The sequence below is a fragment of the Prevotella denticola genome, assembly GCF_900454835.1.
In the GTDB taxonomy this organism is placed as follows: domain Bacteria; phylum Bacteroidota; class Bacteroidia; order Bacteroidales; family Bacteroidaceae; genus Prevotella; species Prevotella denticola.
Genome location: NZ_UGTM01000001.1, coordinates 854,352 through 870,802 on the forward strand (window position 1 = coordinate 854,352; position 16,451 = coordinate 870,802).

14 protein-coding genes and 1 tRNA gene are annotated in these 16,451 nt (G+C 48.4%); 10 read left to right on the top strand and 5 right to left on the bottom strand.

Features of this window, described 5'->3' with window-relative positions:
• Nucleotides 1-49: 49 nt before the first annotated feature.
• From DYH27_RS03650 to DYH27_RS03660, 3 genes are all read right to left on the bottom strand, one after another.
• Entirely contained in the window at nucleotides 50-1,948 is a 1,899-nt protein-coding gene (locus tag DYH27_RS03650; protein ID WP_013671359.1) for an amidophosphoribosyltransferase, read from the bottom strand.
• A gap of 196 nt (nucleotides 1,949-2,144) precedes the next feature.
• Entirely contained in the window at nucleotides 2,145-3,992 is a 1,848-nt protein-coding gene (gene glmS / locus DYH27_RS03655; RefSeq protein ID WP_025067836.1) for a glutamine--fructose-6-phosphate transaminase (isomerizing), read from the bottom strand.
• Nucleotides 3,993-4,162: 170 nt separating this feature from the next.
• A complete protein-coding gene (locus DYH27_RS03660) occupies nucleotides 4,163-4,963 on the bottom strand; it encodes a polysaccharide biosynthesis/export family protein (protein ID WP_013671357.1) in 801 nt (266 codons plus the stop codon).
• 395 nt (nucleotides 4,964-5,358) lie between these two features.
• Between DYH27_RS03660 and DYH27_RS03670 the strand changes: the two genes are divergently transcribed.
• Entirely contained in the window at nucleotides 5,359-5,799 is a 441-nt protein-coding gene (locus DYH27_RS03670) for a DUF6078 family protein (RefSeq protein WP_004352204.1), read from the top strand.
• Nucleotides 5,800-6,509: 710 nt separating this feature from the next.
• Entirely contained in the window at nucleotides 6,510-7,235 is a 726-nt protein-coding gene (locus DYH27_RS03675; RefSeq protein WP_004352253.1) for an HAD family hydrolase, read from the top strand.
• Between the two features lie 50 nt (nucleotides 7,236-7,285).
• On the opposite strand, the gene DYH27_RS03680 is transcribed toward DYH27_RS03675, so the two are convergent.
• A complete protein-coding gene (locus tag DYH27_RS03680; RefSeq protein WP_004352147.1) occupies nucleotides 7,286-7,690 on the bottom strand; it encodes an OsmC family protein in 405 nt (134 codons plus the stop codon).
• A gap of 211 nt (nucleotides 7,691-7,901) precedes the next feature.
• Here DYH27_RS03680 and ftsY point away from each other — a divergent pair, with 211 nt between their 5' ends.
• From ftsY to DYH27_RS03710, 5 genes are all read left to right on the top strand, one after another.
• Nucleotides 7,902-8,852 carry a signal recognition particle-docking protein FtsY gene (ftsY, locus tag DYH27_RS03685; protein ID WP_025067835.1) on the top strand — a complete coding sequence of 317 codons (951 nt, stop codon included), beginning with the start codon at nucleotides 7,902-7,904 and terminating at the stop codon, nucleotides 8,850-8,852.
• Nucleotides 8,853-9,005: 153 nt separating this feature from the next.
• The gene (rimO, locus tag DYH27_RS03690; protein WP_025067834.1) at nucleotides 9,006-10,310 is read left to right on the top strand and encodes a 30S ribosomal protein S12 methylthiotransferase RimO; all 1,305 of its coding nucleotides are present in this window, start codon (nucleotides 9,006-9,008) and stop codon (nucleotides 10,308-10,310) included.
• A gap of 137 nt (nucleotides 10,311-10,447) precedes the next feature.
• Nucleotides 10,448-10,741 (top strand): HU family DNA-binding protein, encoded by a 294-nt coding sequence (locus DYH27_RS03695; protein ID WP_004352245.1) that lies wholly within the window; start codon nucleotides 10,448-10,450, stop codon nucleotides 10,739-10,741.
• On the top strand, nucleotides 10,734-11,993 hold the full coding sequence (locus DYH27_RS03700; RefSeq protein WP_025067833.1) for an HU family DNA-binding protein: 1,260 nt from the start codon (nucleotides 10,734-10,736) through the stop codon (nucleotides 11,991-11,993). The genes DYH27_RS03695 and DYH27_RS03700 overlap by 8 nt, the downstream gene beginning before the upstream one ends.
• A 740-nt stretch (nucleotides 11,994-12,733) precedes the next feature.
• Nucleotides 12,734-12,808, top strand: a tRNA-Arg gene (locus DYH27_RS03710).
• Between the two features lie 272 nt (nucleotides 12,809-13,080).
• On the opposite strand, the gene DYH27_RS03715 is transcribed toward DYH27_RS03710, so the two are convergent.
• A complete protein-coding gene (locus tag DYH27_RS03715) occupies nucleotides 13,081-14,082 on the bottom strand; it encodes an ROK family protein (RefSeq protein WP_025067832.1) in 1,002 nt (333 codons plus the stop codon).
• Nucleotides 14,083-14,212: 130 nt separating this feature from the next.
• Between DYH27_RS03715 and DYH27_RS03720 the strand changes: the two genes are divergently transcribed.
• Genes DYH27_RS03720 through rfbD form a run of 3 tightly spaced genes read left to right on the top strand, consistent with a single transcriptional unit; the run spans nucleotide 14,213 to nucleotide 16,438 of the window.
• A complete protein-coding gene (locus DYH27_RS03720; protein ID WP_013671350.1) occupies nucleotides 14,213-14,887 on the top strand; it encodes a LysE family translocator in 675 nt (224 codons plus the stop codon).
• 48 nt (nucleotides 14,888-14,935) lie between these two features.
• Complete coding sequence (locus tag DYH27_RS03725) at nucleotides 14,936-15,544, top strand: DUF4924 family protein (protein WP_004352220.1); 609 nt, start codon at nucleotides 14,936-14,938, stop codon at nucleotides 15,542-15,544.
• A gap of 12 nt (nucleotides 15,545-15,556) precedes the next feature.
• The gene (gene rfbD, locus DYH27_RS03730) at nucleotides 15,557-16,438 is read left to right on the top strand and encodes a dTDP-4-dehydrorhamnose reductase (protein WP_004352141.1); all 882 of its coding nucleotides are present in this window, start codon (nucleotides 15,557-15,559) and stop codon (nucleotides 16,436-16,438) included.
• The last annotated feature ends 13 nt before the right edge of the window (nucleotides 16,439-16,451 follow it).

The window sequence follows — 16,451 nt, forward strand, 5'->3', positions numbered from 1 at the left end:
ATATATATTTGTCATTACGACATGAATCTGCAGGCAAAGGAATTCCATCTCATCCCTTCTGAATGCGATGTACGCGCTCGTAATAGTCAATGAATGCCTGATTGACGAGCCGCATACCGCCACGGGTCGGATAATTGCCGGTGAAGTACCAGTCGCCAGGATGATCGGGAATGGCATGGTGCAGTCCTTCCAGACTTTGATACACGAGTTCTACAGGTGTCGTCATTCCTTCTGGGCGCAGCATCTCTATGATTTTCTTGTTGAGTTCATCCACCGTAAACGGTTTGTACACGGCACGGACTGCATTCACGATAGGCTCGTTCTTAGGTTTGGCAAGTTCCTTCCTGCACGCCTCGTACACCTTGCCAAGCAGGGACGCCATACCACGGTCACGTATCAGTTCGATGGCTGCACGGAACACGCAGAACTCATCAGGACAAGGCATATCGATGCCATAGTAGTCAGGAAAACGGATTTGCGGTGCGCTTGATACAACGACAATCTTCTTGGGATGAAGCCGGTCGAGTATGCGTAGGATGCTTTCACGCAGCGTTGTCCCACGTACGATGGAGTCGTCAATGATGACGAGGTTATCCTCATAAGGTTTGATGCACTCGTAGGTAATATCGTAGACATGTGAGGCAAGGTCGTTACGGGTATTGCCCTCGGTAATGAAAGTACGCAGCTTGATGTCCTTCCATGCCACTTTCTCGGAACGGACATCCTGATGAATAATACGGTAGACATCCTCTGCTGACGGATTGGTGCCCAAGGCGGCAATCTGTTCCACCTTCTTCTTGTCAATCCACTCCTTGAAACCATGGACAAGACCATAGAATGCGACCTCTGCCGTATTCGGTATGAAGGAGAGCACGGTGTGGCTGGTATCGTAGCCGACCGCCTTCAGCACCGGTTCCGTCAGCTGCCGTCCCAGTTTTTCGCGTTCTTTGTAGATGTCACGGTCGGAGCCACGGGAGAAATAGATGCGCTCAAACGAGCAGGCGGAATAGTTCTGGGGTTCGAGTATCTGTTGCAGCGAACATTCACCACGCCGGTTGACAATCAGTGCCTGACCAGGCTTCAGTTCCTGTATGTCCTCACACTCAAGGTCGAATGTCGTCTGCAATACAGGGCGCTCACTTGCCAGCACGACAATCTCATCGTTTCTGTAATAGAACGCCGGTCGGATGGCCCATGGGTCCCGGATGGCGAACATCTCGCCCGACCCCGTCTGTCCGCAGATGACATATCCGCCGTCAAAGTCCTGCATGGTCGTTTTGAGGACATTGCTCACTTGTACGTGTTCTTCAATATAATCGGTGATGGCACGTTTCTCAAGTCCGAGTTTCTGCGCCTCCATGAAGTTGCGCTCCACCTCACGATCAAGCCTGTGCCCCATCAGTTCCAGCAGGATATAAGTGTCGCTGTAGATGCGGGGACACTGTCCCTGGTCAGTAAGTTTTTCAAAGATATCCCCGATGTTTGTCATATTGAAGTTGCCGCACATACAGAGGTTCTTTGCTTTCCAGTTGTTCCGTCGCAGGAACGGATGGACATAAGTAAGGCCACTCTTGCCGGTAGTGGAGTACCGGAGGTGGCCCATATAAAGCTCTCCTGCAAAGGGAAGGTGTGCTTTTACAAAAGAAACATCAGACAACTGTTCCTGCGAGAGACCCTCATAATGCTTGTGTACGTTGGCGAAAATCTCGGTAACGGCATTCTTTCCCTCTGCACGTTCACGGAACATGTATTCATTACCAGGCTGTGAATCCAGCTTCACCGAAGCCAGGCCGGCCCCTTCCTGGCCACGGTTGTGCTGTTTCTCCATCATCAGATAGAGCTTGTTCAGCCCATACATCCAGGTGCCATACTTCTCCTGGTAATACTCCAGCGGCTTCAACAACCGGATCATTGCCACACCGCAATCTTCATGAATGTTCTTTTCCATCTATAAGGTATATCTATATGTCTTCATTATGGGGAGTCAAGGAAGCCAGAAAGAGTCCGGAAATTCAGGTGGAACGAAGGAAACCGAGGGACTAATGTGAATGTAGGAATAGCCGGTGCTTCCTACATAGCGGTCATCTTTACCCTCACAGGCTTCTTTGCCATCTTTACCCCCTTTGCTTCATTTAATCCCTGTCCTACTCTACCGTCACCGACTTGGCGAGGTTGCGCGGCTGGTCGACATCTTTTCCCTTGCAGACAGCTATGTGATATGCCAGCAGTTGTAATGGAATCGTAGCCACCAGCGGTTCAAGACAGTCCATCGTGTCGGGGAGTTCAATGACGGCATCAGCTATCTTTGAGATAGTGGTGTCTCCCTTTGAGACCAAGGCGATTACACGTCCCTGACGTGCTTTTATCTCCTGAATGTTGCTGCGTACCTTCTCGTACATTCCGTTGTGGGTTGCGATGGCCACAACCGGCATGTCCGAGTCAATCAGTGCAATCGGACCGTGTTTCATCTCGGCTGCCGGATAGCCTTCAGCATGGATGTAGGATATTTCTTTCAGCTTCAATGCGCCTTCCAATGCCACCGGATAGCTGTAGCCTCTGCCGAGGTAAAGGAAGTTACGCGCATATGTGAATGTACGTGCCATATCAGCTATCTTGTCGTTCACCTTCAGAACTTCTCTGATCATGACCGGTATCTCGGACAGCCCATGTACGGTTTTCACGTATTCATCATGGCCGACAGTCCCCTTGGCGTTTGCCAGAGCGAGAGCGAACATTGTCAGTACGGTGACCTGACCTGTAAACGCTTTCGTGGATGCCACACCGATTTCCGGGCCGACGTGGATATAGGTACCCGTATCCGTCGCACGCGGAATACTGGAACCGATGGCATTGCAGATGCCATAGATGAACGCCCCCTTCGACTTGGCCAGCTCCACTGCTGCAAGCGTGTCGGCGGTCTCTCCGCTCTGGGAAATCGCTATCACCACATCACTGTCGCCCACTACCGGGTTGCCGTAACGGAACTCGCTGGCATATTCCACTTCAACAGGGATGCGACAGAAAGATTCTATCAGCTGTTTGCCGATCAGTCCGGCGTGCCAGCTGGTACCGCAGGCGACAATGATGATACGCTTGGCGTTGAGCAGTCTGCTCCGGTAGTCAATCAGCGCACTCAGTGTCACCTGATTGTGGTCGACATTAATGCGCCCGCGCATACAGTTGGTCAGGCACTCCGGCTGCTCGAAGATTTCCTTGAGCATGAAGTGCGGGTAACCGCCTTTCTCTATCTGTCCGAGATTGATATCCACGGTACGCACTTCCGGCGACAGTTCTTCATTGAGGATATTCACCACCTTCAGCTCCTCGCCCAGCTTCATCACGGCAATGTTCCCGTCATCAAGATAAACAACCTTGTCGGTGTACTCGATGATCGGACTGGCATCCGAACCGAGGAAGAACTCGCCGTCACCAATGCCGACAACGAGCGGGCTTTGTTTCCTTGCAGCAATGATTGTATCCGGGTTGCGCTTGTCAAGCAGTGCAATGGCGTATGCACCGATTACCTGGTGCAATGCCAGCTGCACGGCCTCCAGTAGGCTGAGGTTCTTCTTTATTTGAATATAGTCTATCAACTGTACCAGTACTTCCGTATCGGTTTCCGACCGGAACTTTATCCCTTTCTCTATCAGATTATGCTTTATCTCGGCATAATTCTCGATGATTCCATTGTGGATGATGGCAAGGTTCTTCGACTGCGAGTAATGCGGATGAGCATTGACGGAAGACGGCTCGCCATGTGTTGCCCATCGTGTATGCGCTATACCGATGGTGCCGGTTATGTTCTTGTCTGAGCAGTACTCTTCCAAATCGGCCACCTTGCCTTTTGTCTTATAGACATTCAGATTGCCGTCATGGTCAATCAACGCAACGCCTGCACTGTCGTACCCTCTGTACTCGAGCCGCTTCAGCCCTTTTATCAAGATGGGGTAAGCCTCGCGCTTAGTCCCGATATATCCAACTATTCCACACATATCCTTAACACAATCTTAATCTTCAAAAAAAAGAGAATACCCTTACATCCTCCTCGTCAGTCAGCAATTCTGAGTGCCATGCAAGAAACGGATGGTCAAAGATACTCTCATTCCACATTCTGTTTTCGTTGCGGTCTGGATGCCATGAACAACCCAGACCACAGCTGATTTTACTTTCTCAATACATTTACCAGCAGCGAGGCAACTGATGTCACGATACCGATGAAAGAGAACCAGATGGTCGTAGAACTGCCGATGCCGGAGTTCTTGGCCTTCACGCTGTTCGGTTCCACATAGAGGATGTCGTTCTGCTGCAGATAATAATAAGGCGAATTGATGAGGTTGGCATCGTTCAGGTTCAAACGGAAATGATGCTTCTCGCCTGTCGCATCCTCACGGATCAGCATGACATTGTTGCGTTTGCCATAAATGGTCAGGTCGCCGGCTTCGGCCAGAGCTTCCATCACACTGATCTTTTCCGTTGCGACAGGGAACACACCTGGATGAGTGACCTCACCGATGACCGTAATGCGGTAGCTGCTCATGCGGACGGTAACAATGGGATTCTCTGTACGTGCCAGGTAAGGCTGGATTTTGCTCTTGATCAAGTCCTCACACTCCGTCTTGGTCAGACCGCTGACGTGTATCTTTCCGATTACGGGAAAATTGATGAAACCGGAATTGTCCACCAAATAGCCTTGCAGCGAGCCGCCGCCGGTGCTGATCTGCTTGCCGCCGCTCAACTGGTTGCGCACCTGCAGATTGAAAGGGACGGCAGCATCAGGGTCGGTCGTGTTTACAGTAATCGTCAACTCGTCCTTCGGCATGATACGTGCGTCGTACAAGCCACGTGAAGCAGCCAGGCTGACAGAATCAATATTCGTGTAGTAAGGTACGTCCTTACTTGAGCCACATCCAGCCATGGCCATCATCATAGCCGTAACTATGACAGAAAAGATGATTTTTTTCATTTAAACAAATAACGTGTAGTCTACTATCAACATTAATTTTAGCAGGAATGAAGTGGACAGCAGAAAGGTTTTTCATTACCCGTTTTACCGAACACAATATATCCACTGCAAAAATACGACTATTTTTTGAGAACCACAAACGAATGCTCTTTTTTCTTTCAGGTATCAGCAAGGAGACAGGAATGCTGGCAGATAGAACGACAGCAGCTGACGACCGTACTATGAGACGGTACGGCATCGGCAAAGGATTCTCCTGACGTTATATTTGCAGAGGAGACACTTCTGTATGCGGCTGCAAAGGGGAAACTTTCATCAACTACCTTGATAACTACATAGAAGAACCTTGTCGGTATGGAGGGAGAGAGGTATCTTTGCAGCGAACAAAAATTATCATTATGGAAACAAAACATCAAAAAATCCCTGCAGACTGGGCTTTCTGCTTCCTGGACGGATGCAGAAGGAAGAAAGAGTGTATTCGCTATCAGTTGGGGTGCAACCTGCCCGATGACATGGAAATCTGTAAAACTGTCGCACCACCGGTACTGGGAAAGCCGTCATGCCCAAGATTTCTGAAGGCTGAAACCGTACAGGTTGCATACGGATTCTCTCACATCTTTTATGATGTAAAGAGCCGGCACAGTGCCGGAATGCGTAGTGCCATCAGAACATATCTCGGTGGAAAAGGCACTTACTACCGCTATCTGCATGGGGAGCAGCCTTTGATGCCGGAACAGCAACAATGGATTCGACAGCTGTTTGCCGGTTACGGATATTCCGGCAATGTGGAATTCGACCGTTATGCTGACCTTCCCCGTCTGTATGCAGCTGACAGCTGATTTGTTTCCCAACCGGTTGGGAACAATGTTCCCAGCACGTGGGAAGCCGGTTCCCGGCGGTCGGGACTGATGTTCCCGGCCGGTTGGGAACAGTTCTGTTTGGCATCGGCAATTGCTTGCATTCTGCTTTTCTTTGTTCCATACTCACCACCTGCCCTGCTCTGACTGATTGCCAAGAAGATGGAAGAGTTGAGTTTGTCAGGAGTCTTTATTCCATTTTATTTCAGTTTCCATTGAGGTTTCTCATGCAGATAGAGGCAGCTGGATTATGCTGGCTGACAGGTTCCTGAAAGATATAAACTTTAGTTTTCTACCGATGCAAAAGATACAGAATCAGATGGATCTGTCCAAAATTCCGTCAGGATTTTATCCCGGAACATACATTGGTCATTATTTCGGAAAACGTTGGGAAGCAAGAAGAAAAATACAACTGTTAACATCCGGATGGCGTTTGTAGACAAATTCCATGAATCCGCATACAATTAAAAAAGGTAAATATTTGCATATCCGGCGATAAAAAAGCCGTATAAATCTTTGGAGTTCAGAAGAAATCATTTAACTTTGCTGTGAAAAGAATAAAAGAAGGAGGATTAAGACTTTTGAAAAGAAATAATTTGATTGCTAACCGTCCTGCTATATGCCTCGAGATAGACACATCGTCTGACGGGGGAGAGTTTTCATGATAACTATAACATCTAAAAATTAGGCTTATGACGGAGATTTCACTGATTGCATTTGATGCAGACGACACGCTGTGGGGTAGCCAGACTTACTATGATACAGTGGAGAAAGTGTACTGTGAGATTCTTGCCCCTTACGCTTCGGCTGACAAGGTGTCCCACGCTCTCCGCACCACTGAAAAGGCTAACATACCACTCCTTGGGTACGGAAGCAAGGCATTCTTGCTCTCACTGATAGAGAATGCGGTCAACATCAGTCACGGAAAGATAATGGGTAGGGAGATAGGACAGATCATAGAATTGGGCAAGGAACTGTTACGGCTGCCGGGACATCCGTTCGACGGGGTGAAGGCTACGCTGGCGAAGCTGAGGGAAACAGGCAGATACCGCATGGTAGTGTTTACAAAAGGTGAACTGCTCGACCAGGAGAACAAATTCAGGCGTTCGGGACTGCGTCCCTACTTCGACGATATTGTCATTGTGACAGACAAGACCCCCGATGCCTACCAGCGACTCTGCAGGCAGTACCATGCCAAGACGGGGCAGCTGCTGACGGTGGGCAACTCGTTCTCAGCTGATGTAGACCCTGTTCTGAAAATAGGCGGATGGGCTGTACACATACCTTATTATATAGAACATGAGGAGGAGGAAGGAAAATATGTACATCCGAGATTGCTGCGTATTGCTAAATTCTCAGAACTGACAAAATATCTGTGCCCTATGCCGAGGTTCGTGGATACGAGCCAGCTGTCTTGACAAAACATTGGGCTGACGAGGCTGTCTTGCCTTGTCAGCCCGACCGCCCTTTATTCATATACAAAGCTGAAGACCTTTTCGGCTGTCAGCGTATTTCCTACAAAGCAGGCTTTCCTTGCGATATACTCGAATTTCTTTCGCTGCTTCTCATCGAAGACAGCCTTCAGGTGGAACGTAATCGGAATACGTGTGACGGTGAATGCCTCCATGTCTTCTTCGCACTCACCCACTTCAGCATAGCAGCCTGCGAAATCGATGCCGCCCCGTTCAGCCTGTAGTCCCATGAGCGTCAGCACGCAGGCTGCCAGCGCATTGCCTAACAGTTCCACAGGTGTCTGGTTTTCGCCCAGTCCGCCAACGGCCTTGCCCGCATCGGTATTCACCGTCACTTCCGACCTCATGTGTGTAGCCTCAACTCTTCCCTTCCCTTGGTAAATTGCTTTTGTGATTGTCATAATCGTAATGTTTTAGGTTTGTTATTGTTCTTCGGATTCATAGGAAGTAATCTGTTCCGGAAACCGTGCTGGCAAATTTACATAAAAATATTGACTTCCGTGCCGGTTGAAACTGAAAAAACAAATTATACAGGCAGGCAGCAACAGGAGCAGGAAGCATTTGTTATTTTACTAACTTTTTATTATCTTTGCAGACAAATTAGCTAATTGTATGGGATTATTCGGTTTATTCGGTAAAAAGAAAAAAGAAACACTTGACAAGGGGCTTGAGAAGACAAAGCAGAATGTTTTCTCGAAACTTACGCGTGCAGTGGCTGGAAAATCAAAGGTGGACGATGAGGTTCTGGACGATCTGGAGGAAATCCTTGTCACATCTGACGTCGGGGTAGATATGACCATCAAGATCATCCGGCGTATCGAGGAACGTGTCGCAAAGGATAAGTATGTGTCGACGAGCGAACTGAATGGTATTTTGAAAAGTGAAATCACCGCTTTGCTCACAGAGAACAACACGGGCAGCAATGATGAGTGGACCTTGCCGGAAAATGCGCGTCCCTACGTGATTCTCGTTGTCGGAGTCAATGGTGTCGGAAAGACGACGACCATTGGGAAACTCGCCTACCAGTTCAAGCAGGCCGGCAAGAAAGTGTATCTCGGTGCTGCCGATACCTTTCGTGCTGCTGCCGTCGAACAGATACAGATCTGGGGCGACCGTGTGGGCGTTCCCGTCGTGAAGCAGCAGATGGGGGCCGACCCTGCAAGTGTAGCTTTTGATGCGCTGCAGAGTGCCAAGGCGAACGGAGCCGATGTTGTAATCATCGACACTGCAGGACGTTTGCACAACAAGGTGGGTCTGATGAACGAGCTGAAGAAAATCAAGGATGTGATGAAGAAGGTTGTCCCTGATGCGCCACATGAGGTTCTGCTGGTGCTTGACGGAAGTACGGGGCAGAATGCTTTTGAACAGGCACGCCAGTTCGCCGCTGTGACGCAGATTACTTCCCTCGCCATCACAAAGCTCGACGGGACAGCGAAAGGCGGTGTAGTCATAGGAATCAGCGATCAGCTGAAAGTACCTGTCAAGTACATTGGTTTAGGCGAAGGAATGGAAGACCTGCAGCTCTTCGACAAGGTGCAGTTCGTTGACAGTCTTTTCAAGTAAAATGACGGAGAGAAGTCAAATGATGAGGAACGGACCTGCAAACTGCCATCCGGCAACAGACATTCGATGTGCCGTAGCAATATGTGGAATCCGTAAATCACCAGTCACCATCCCATATCCGTTCATCAACATCCCGAAATTCAACATCCACGAATGAAGAAAAACCAGATAGACATCGTAACTATGGGCTGCTCTAAGAATCTCGTCGACTCGGAGCTTATCATGAAGCAGTTTGAAGCCAACGGCTATCATTGTACACATGATGCAGAAAATCCGCAGGGTGAGATTGCCGTCATTAACACCTGCGGATTCATAGAAGCTGCTAAGGAGGAGAGTATCAATACGATTCTCGAATTTGCAAACAGAAAGAAGAATGGACAGCTCAACAGGCTTTACGTCATGGGATGTCTCTCACAGCGGTATAAAGACGAACTGGAGGCAGAGCTTCCGGAAGTGGACAAGTTCTATGGGAAATTCAACTATAAGCAGCTGCTGAGCGATCTTGGAAAGGCCGACATACCGGCCTGCAACGGTGTCCGCCATCTTACTACACCGCACCACTATGCCTATGTGAAGATTGCCGAAGGATGTGACCGTCATTGTGCCTATTGTGCCATTCCGCTGATTACGGGCCGGCATCATTCGCGTACAGTGGAGGATGTACTGGACGAGGTGAAGGGACTTGTAGCCCAAGGTGTGAAGGAATTTCAGATTATCGAGCAGGAATTGACTTACTATGGTGTCGACCTTGACGGAAAGCACCATATCACTGAACTGATTTCCCGTATGGCTGACATAGAGGGAGTTGAATGGATCCGGCTTCATTATGCCTATCCGAACCAGTTCCCCCTTGACCTTCTTGACGTAATCGCCGGGAAACCGAATGTATGCAAGTATCTGGATATTGCTTTCCAGCATATTTCCGACCACATGCTCGGGCGTATGCATCGTCATGTAACCAAGCAAGAGACACTCGACCTGATAGCCGAGATACGCCGCAGGGTACCGGATATCCATCTCCGCACAACGCTTTTGGTGGGCTTCCCCGGAGAGACTGAAAAGGACTTCGAGGAGTTAAAAACATTCGTCAGAGAGGTCCGCTTCGAACGGATGGGGGCTTTTGCCTATTCGGAAGAAGAGGGAACATACAGTGCGACACATTATGAAGATGATGTTCCAGAGAAGGTCAAACAGCAGCGGATTGATGAGCTGATGAAGATCCAGCAAGGCATCTCTGAGGAGTTGGAAGGCGAGAAGGTTGGCAGGGTCTTCAAGGTCATTATCGACCGTACAGAGGGCGAATATTATATCGGCCGCACGGAGTTCTGTTCGCCAGAGGTGGATCCGGAAGTCCTCATTCCGATAGAAGGAAAGACCTTGCAGACAGGCAGGTTCTATGATGTCCGTATTACTGATTCTGACGAATTCGACCTTTTCGGAGAAGTTGTCAGACAGTAGCTGCAGGTCACAGAAGCAATAACGGAAGAGATAGTGTCTCATCCTACCTACGTCTTTAGTCTTTCGGTCAGTAAGGACCGGGAGGATGAACTCCTATGACAGAATTTTGAATTAAAGTAAGGATAAAAGGAAACGGTATGAATAATAAAGAATTCATAGCAGAGTTAGCTTTAAGGACAGGCTATACGCAGGACGAGAGCCAGAAAATGGTAAGGACTGTCATTGAAATGATGGGCAAGTCTTTCGAGACGGGTGAACCGGTATCCATCTCGGGGTTTGGCACGTTTGAAGTCAAGAAACGGCTGGAAAGGGTGATGGTGAATCCGTCAACGGGGTTGCGAATGCTTGTTCCACCTAAACTGGTACTCAATTTCAAACCTGCAGCAAACATCAAAGGACAAGTAAGAAAAGGAGGAACAGAAAATGGCTAAGACAGGAATGCAGATGATAACGAACACATTGGCCAGGCTTTACAAGCTTCCGGCAGCTGATGCGATGGCCTTTGTTGATACATTCTTTGCCATCATAAGTTCCGAACTTAAGAATGGCAGACAGGTGAAGGTCAAGGGACTCGGCACTTTCAAGGTGCAGTCTGTGAAACCTCGGGAAAGTGTCAATGTCAATACCGGTGAACGTGTACTCATTGAAGGGCATGACAAGGTTACATTCACACCGGATACAGCAATGAAGGAGCTTGTAAACAAGCCTTTTTCCCAGTTTGAGACAGTTGTCATCAATGATGGAGTCCCTACAGAGGACCTGGAGCGAATTCCCTCAGATGAAGAAATGGATAGTTCTGCCAATGAAAGTTCGACCGGAAAGATTGGCATAGAGACTGAAAAGACAGACGAAAAAGATTCCCCCCATGACATCAGGCCAGCAGAAATAACTCTGGAACAGCCAGAGGAGATTATCGAGACCTCGATGGAGAGGACCATTCACATAACAGGGATGAAACCTGCCGAGAAGACGGGGGGCTTATCCGATGAAGAGAAGAAACAGTCTTCTGCTGTAGATGAAGGGAGAAAGACTTTGGCAGACAATGCTCCGGCATCTACGGATATGGATGCGAATGAGGTGGATGATAAAAACACAGAAGAGGAGAGGATGCCAGCAGAACCCCAGTCACCCAAGGCAGAGAAACCACAGAGTCTACCAGATCATACGGCAATGGATAATGCTGATGACAGTGACGTTGAAGAATCCGCAAACAGCATGCTGAAAACTGTCGCTCTGGCAGCTGCCGTAGTAATCATTATCCTCGGCGGTTTTTTGTGGATAAGATTTGGCAAGAAGAATCTGTACAGAAATCCAGCCGTTGCTGTGCAGAAAAAAAACACATCCGATAACGGTACCGTACCCACAACCAAGGCAGTGTCTGCAGATACAGTTGCGATGTCACGGAGGAAATCCCATGTCCAGGCAAATGTCGGTAAAGAGAAGGCTGATTCGTTTGCAGCGATGAGCCACGATGCCCGCATTCGCTATGGTGCCTATAATATCGTAGGAATCGACCGAGTTGTTGTACTGAAGAAAGGACAGACGATGAAGAGTTATAGCCGCAGTACACTCGGTGCAGACATGATAGGTTATTTCCAGGTTTTGAACGGACGGAATACAATGCAGGCGGGCGACACAATGAAAGTCCCCAAGGTAGAGCTGAGACCCGAGTACAGAAGATAGCTGAGCTTTCTCCCGGTTCCTCCGTTAAATACGTAGATGGTTGTCTTGTAGGGCGTACAGCTTTGACGCACAGGATTGACCGTTTAGCGAATCCATATATTCCCCTTTCCTGCACTTATGTTTATTTGATGCTGTCTGATAAAATGCAAACAGCATGATTTCCCATGCATAATCTCTTTTAAACAGGCTGTCTGTCCTGCATTGTTCCGGAAGAACAAGCACCCTGACCAGACAAGTTCTGCCGGCACAGCGCTTCTCTATTTACAAGCTGCTCCCGTCCCCGGCAATATGTTGCAAGGAGCGGGCCGTCAACACGACCGGTGTTCACCGACAACACAATATGTGACAGGCCTTGACACATCTGCAGGGAAGGCCGTTCTATGTCCTGTCGCTATGATATACAGTAAGGCACTGATGACTGACTTATACGGTAGATGTTTACCGGACAGCACTGGTATTTATTCGGGTTCTGTTACTGTAGATATATAATGCCGGAATTTGCCGGATATTATAAGCCTCTGTTTTATATCCCAGTCTATTCATTTAACGGAAGGACCTTTCTTCCAAGGCTCTATCGGCAGGTTCCATGTATTTATACATACTTTCTGCAATTGCGGAGTATTTCTGACAGCCAACAGGATTTACATCAGAACCTTTCGTTCGGGAATGGCATCTCAGAAATTTAATGAAACGGAATTTGGTAGAACGGATTTAAATACGTAACTTTGCAGCCGCATAATGGTTCCGTAGCTCAGTTGGATTAGAGCAACAGCCTTCTAAGCTGTGGGTCTTGGGTTCGAATCCCAACGGAATCACAATGTTGACTATCAGGCATTTACAAGGATTTGTAGATGCCTGATTTGTTCTTAGAAGTTATTAACTGCTTTATACGTCCTGATAGAGAGATAAAACCGCAGGAAACAATAGGAGCAGGCTTCCTCGTCTCTCAACTTTCTGACCAATCAAAAGTATACAGACGAGAAAACCTGCTTCAATTTTGTTTACGAACAACTTTCTGATTGTCCGGACGGCCTTGTCGCCTCAGGTGGACGGACGGCTGAAACGGACAGTCGGTAACTTATGGGGCTTACAGTTCCCAACCGATGGCTGAAGCGCCAAGTACAGCAGCAGCAGCATCGTCGAGCGAACTTACCAGGAATTTCGGTTTGTCCTTGAATATCTCCAAGGCATGCTCCTTATAGGAGCGTACAATAGGCTGCATCAACAGGTCGCCGGCTTTTGTCAGACCGCCGAAGAAGATGAATGCCTCTGGAGAAGAGAAGGTGGCAAAGTCAGCACAGGCTTCGCCCAGCATTTCCCCGGTGAATTCATAGACTCGTTTGGCCAGTGCATCGCCGCGGCCTGCGGCAATAGAGACATCCAGAGAGGTAATCTTCGCAGGCTTCAGCTCGCGCAGTAAAGAATCTTCATCGCTTTCCTTCAGGAACTCCCGGGCCGTGCGTGCGACACCCGTTGCGGAACAGTAAGCCTCCAGGCAGCCGGTACGTCCGCAGCCGCAGCTGCGTCCCTTCTCTCCACGAACCATTACAACGTGCCCCAGCTCACCGGCAAATCCGTCTGAACCATACACCATCTGTCCGTTGATGACGATACCGGAGCCGACTCCGGTACCGAGGGTAATCATGATAAAGTCTTTCATGCCACGGGCGACGCCGTACTGCATCTCACCGATGGCAGCAGCATTAGCGTCATTGGTAAGACCTACCTGGATTCCCAGTTTCTCTGAGAACATATCGCCCAACGGCACCACGCCGTCGTGACCCCATGACAGGTTCGGTGCAAATTCAATCGTACCACGGTAGAAGTTGCCGTTAGGCGCACCGATACCCATCGCACGGAACTGGCTGATACCGCCGTATTTCGCAATAAGAGGTCTCAGTGCTTCGACACCGGCTTCAACAAAATCATCGACAGTCTTGTAGGCCTGCGTCTTTATCGAGTTGGTCGCAAGCACCTGTCCACGCTGGTCGACAACCCCGAACACAGCGTTTGTTCCTCCTAAATCCAAGCCAATGACGAATGGCTTTTCCAAACCAGTAACAACTGGCGTCTGTTCTGTTATGTCCATGACTATAATAAGTTTTTAGTTCGACTATATATGCGCAAAGTTATGAAAAAAGTGCAATACTACAAAGTTTTGTCAGGTAAATTTGCTTATCTCGTATTATTTTTGCAATTTTGCACTCAAAATAACAAGCATGCAATTTCCTATTCAATTAGATATTCTGGATTTCATTTTCAAAGGCTTGCTGATTGGTATTATTGCGTCAGCACCGATGGGACCTGTCGGAATATTATGCATCCAGCGCACCTTGAACAAAGGACGCTGGTATGGCTTCATAACGGGTATCGGAGCTGCCGTCAGCGACACGCTTTATGCGCTTGTTGTCGCTCTGGGCATGGGATTTATCGTCAGCTTCCTGAAGAACCCCACTTACCAGCTTGTTCTCCAGATTTCAGGCAGCGTTATTCTTCTGCTCTTCGGCATCTACTGCTTCAAGTCCAACCCGATGAAAAAGATGCACCAGAGCGGGAAGACCAAGGGAACGATTTTCCAGAATGGACTGACAGCATTCCTTGTAACCTTCTCAAACCCGTTGATTATCTTTCTTTTCATGGCGACTTTTGCCCAGTTCGCCTTCATACAGCCCCACCGGATGTTTGAGACAATCCTTGGATTTACCTGTATACCCATTGGAGCATTGCTGTGGTGGTATGGACTGACCTGGCTGGTAGACAAGATCCGGGGAAAATTTGATGTCAATGGGATTCTTATTATCAATAAGGTAATTGGAGCCATCGTGATTATATTTTCAATTATCATTCTGTTGGGAACAATATTCAATCTGTACCATCTCCCTTCATATTATTAGCAGGCGAGTTCACCGGATCGGATACGTTTTTAAAAATTAATTCACAAAATGTTTGTTGCTAAGGAATTAAGGAAAAAGAGCATAGCAGAATACCTGCTTTATATGTGGCAGATTGAAGATACCATCCGTGCCTACGGCTGTTCGCTGACACGAATTCGCAAAGAGTACATCGAACAGTTCCAGTACACGGACGAACAGAAGGATGAGGAAGAGGACTGGTTCGGTGACCTTGTCCGCATGATGAACCAGGAAGGATGTCGGGAAAACGGACATCTGCAGATAAACAAGGTGCTCATGCAGGACCTGACGGAACTGCACACACAGCTGCTGCAATCGCCGAAGTTTCCGTTTTATTCTGCTGAATACTACCGTGTGTTGCCTTTCATAGTTGAACTCAGAGGCAAGGCGAAACGTACGGCAGACAAGATGGCACGCACAAATGACGAACGTCTGAAGAGTGTCGCTTCACAACTGGGAGAAAGCGAGGTGGAAACCTGTTTCGACCTGCTTTATGGCGTGATGATGCTCCGCTTGCAAAAGAAAGAGATAACATCAGAGACGACACGTGCCCTGAAAGAGATAACGACTTTCATCGGGATGCTGTCAGACTACTATATAAAAGACAAGGCAGAAGGACTGGACTTCGGCCAGGAATAAGGAAGAGAAACTATGAACATTTTAGTAACAGGTGCCAATGGGCAGCTTGGCAATGAGATACAGCTTGTCTCCAGGCACAGCAAAGACCGCTATATCTTCACGGATGTATGCGAGGGATATGCGAAGCTGGACATCACCAATCTGGAAGACATCCGCAGGATGGTGCATGAAAATAATGTTGAATGTATCATCAACTGTGCTGCATGGACGAATGTCGACAAGGCCGAGACTGCCGGTGCAATTGTAGAGACACTCAATGCTATTGCGCCGGAGAATCTTGCAAGAGCTATGAAAGAAGTGAATGGGCTGCTTGTCCACATCAGTACGGACTACGTCTTCGGCGGCGACCCCTACAACACGCCCTGCAAAGAGGATATGAGAGGAACGCCGACCGGTGTCTACGGCCTTACCAAACTGCATGGCGAGGAGAAGATACGGGCGACCGGCGTAAAACATATCATCCTTCGCACAGCATGGCTTTACAGCGAGTTCGGGCATAACTTCGTCAAGACAATGATGAATCTGACCGCAACCAGGCCACAGTTGAAGGTTGTCTTCGACCAATGCGGTACACCGACCTATGCAGGCGACCTGGCTGAGGCAATCTACGACATCGTTGAGAACCGCAAGTATGAAGGCAACAGCGGTATCTATCACTTCTCTAACGAAGGAGTATGCAGCTGGTACGACTTCACCATCAAGATTGCAGAACTTGCTGGTAATACAGCGTGTGACATACAACCTTGTCACAGCGACGAGTTCCCATCGCCTGTAAAGCGTCCGGCCTATTCGGTGCTTGACAAGACAAAAATTAAAGAGACCTTCGGTATTAAGATTCCTTATTGGGTTGACTCACTGAAGAAATGCATGAAATCCTTGCAGGAACAAGGCTGACAAAAGAAGGTAA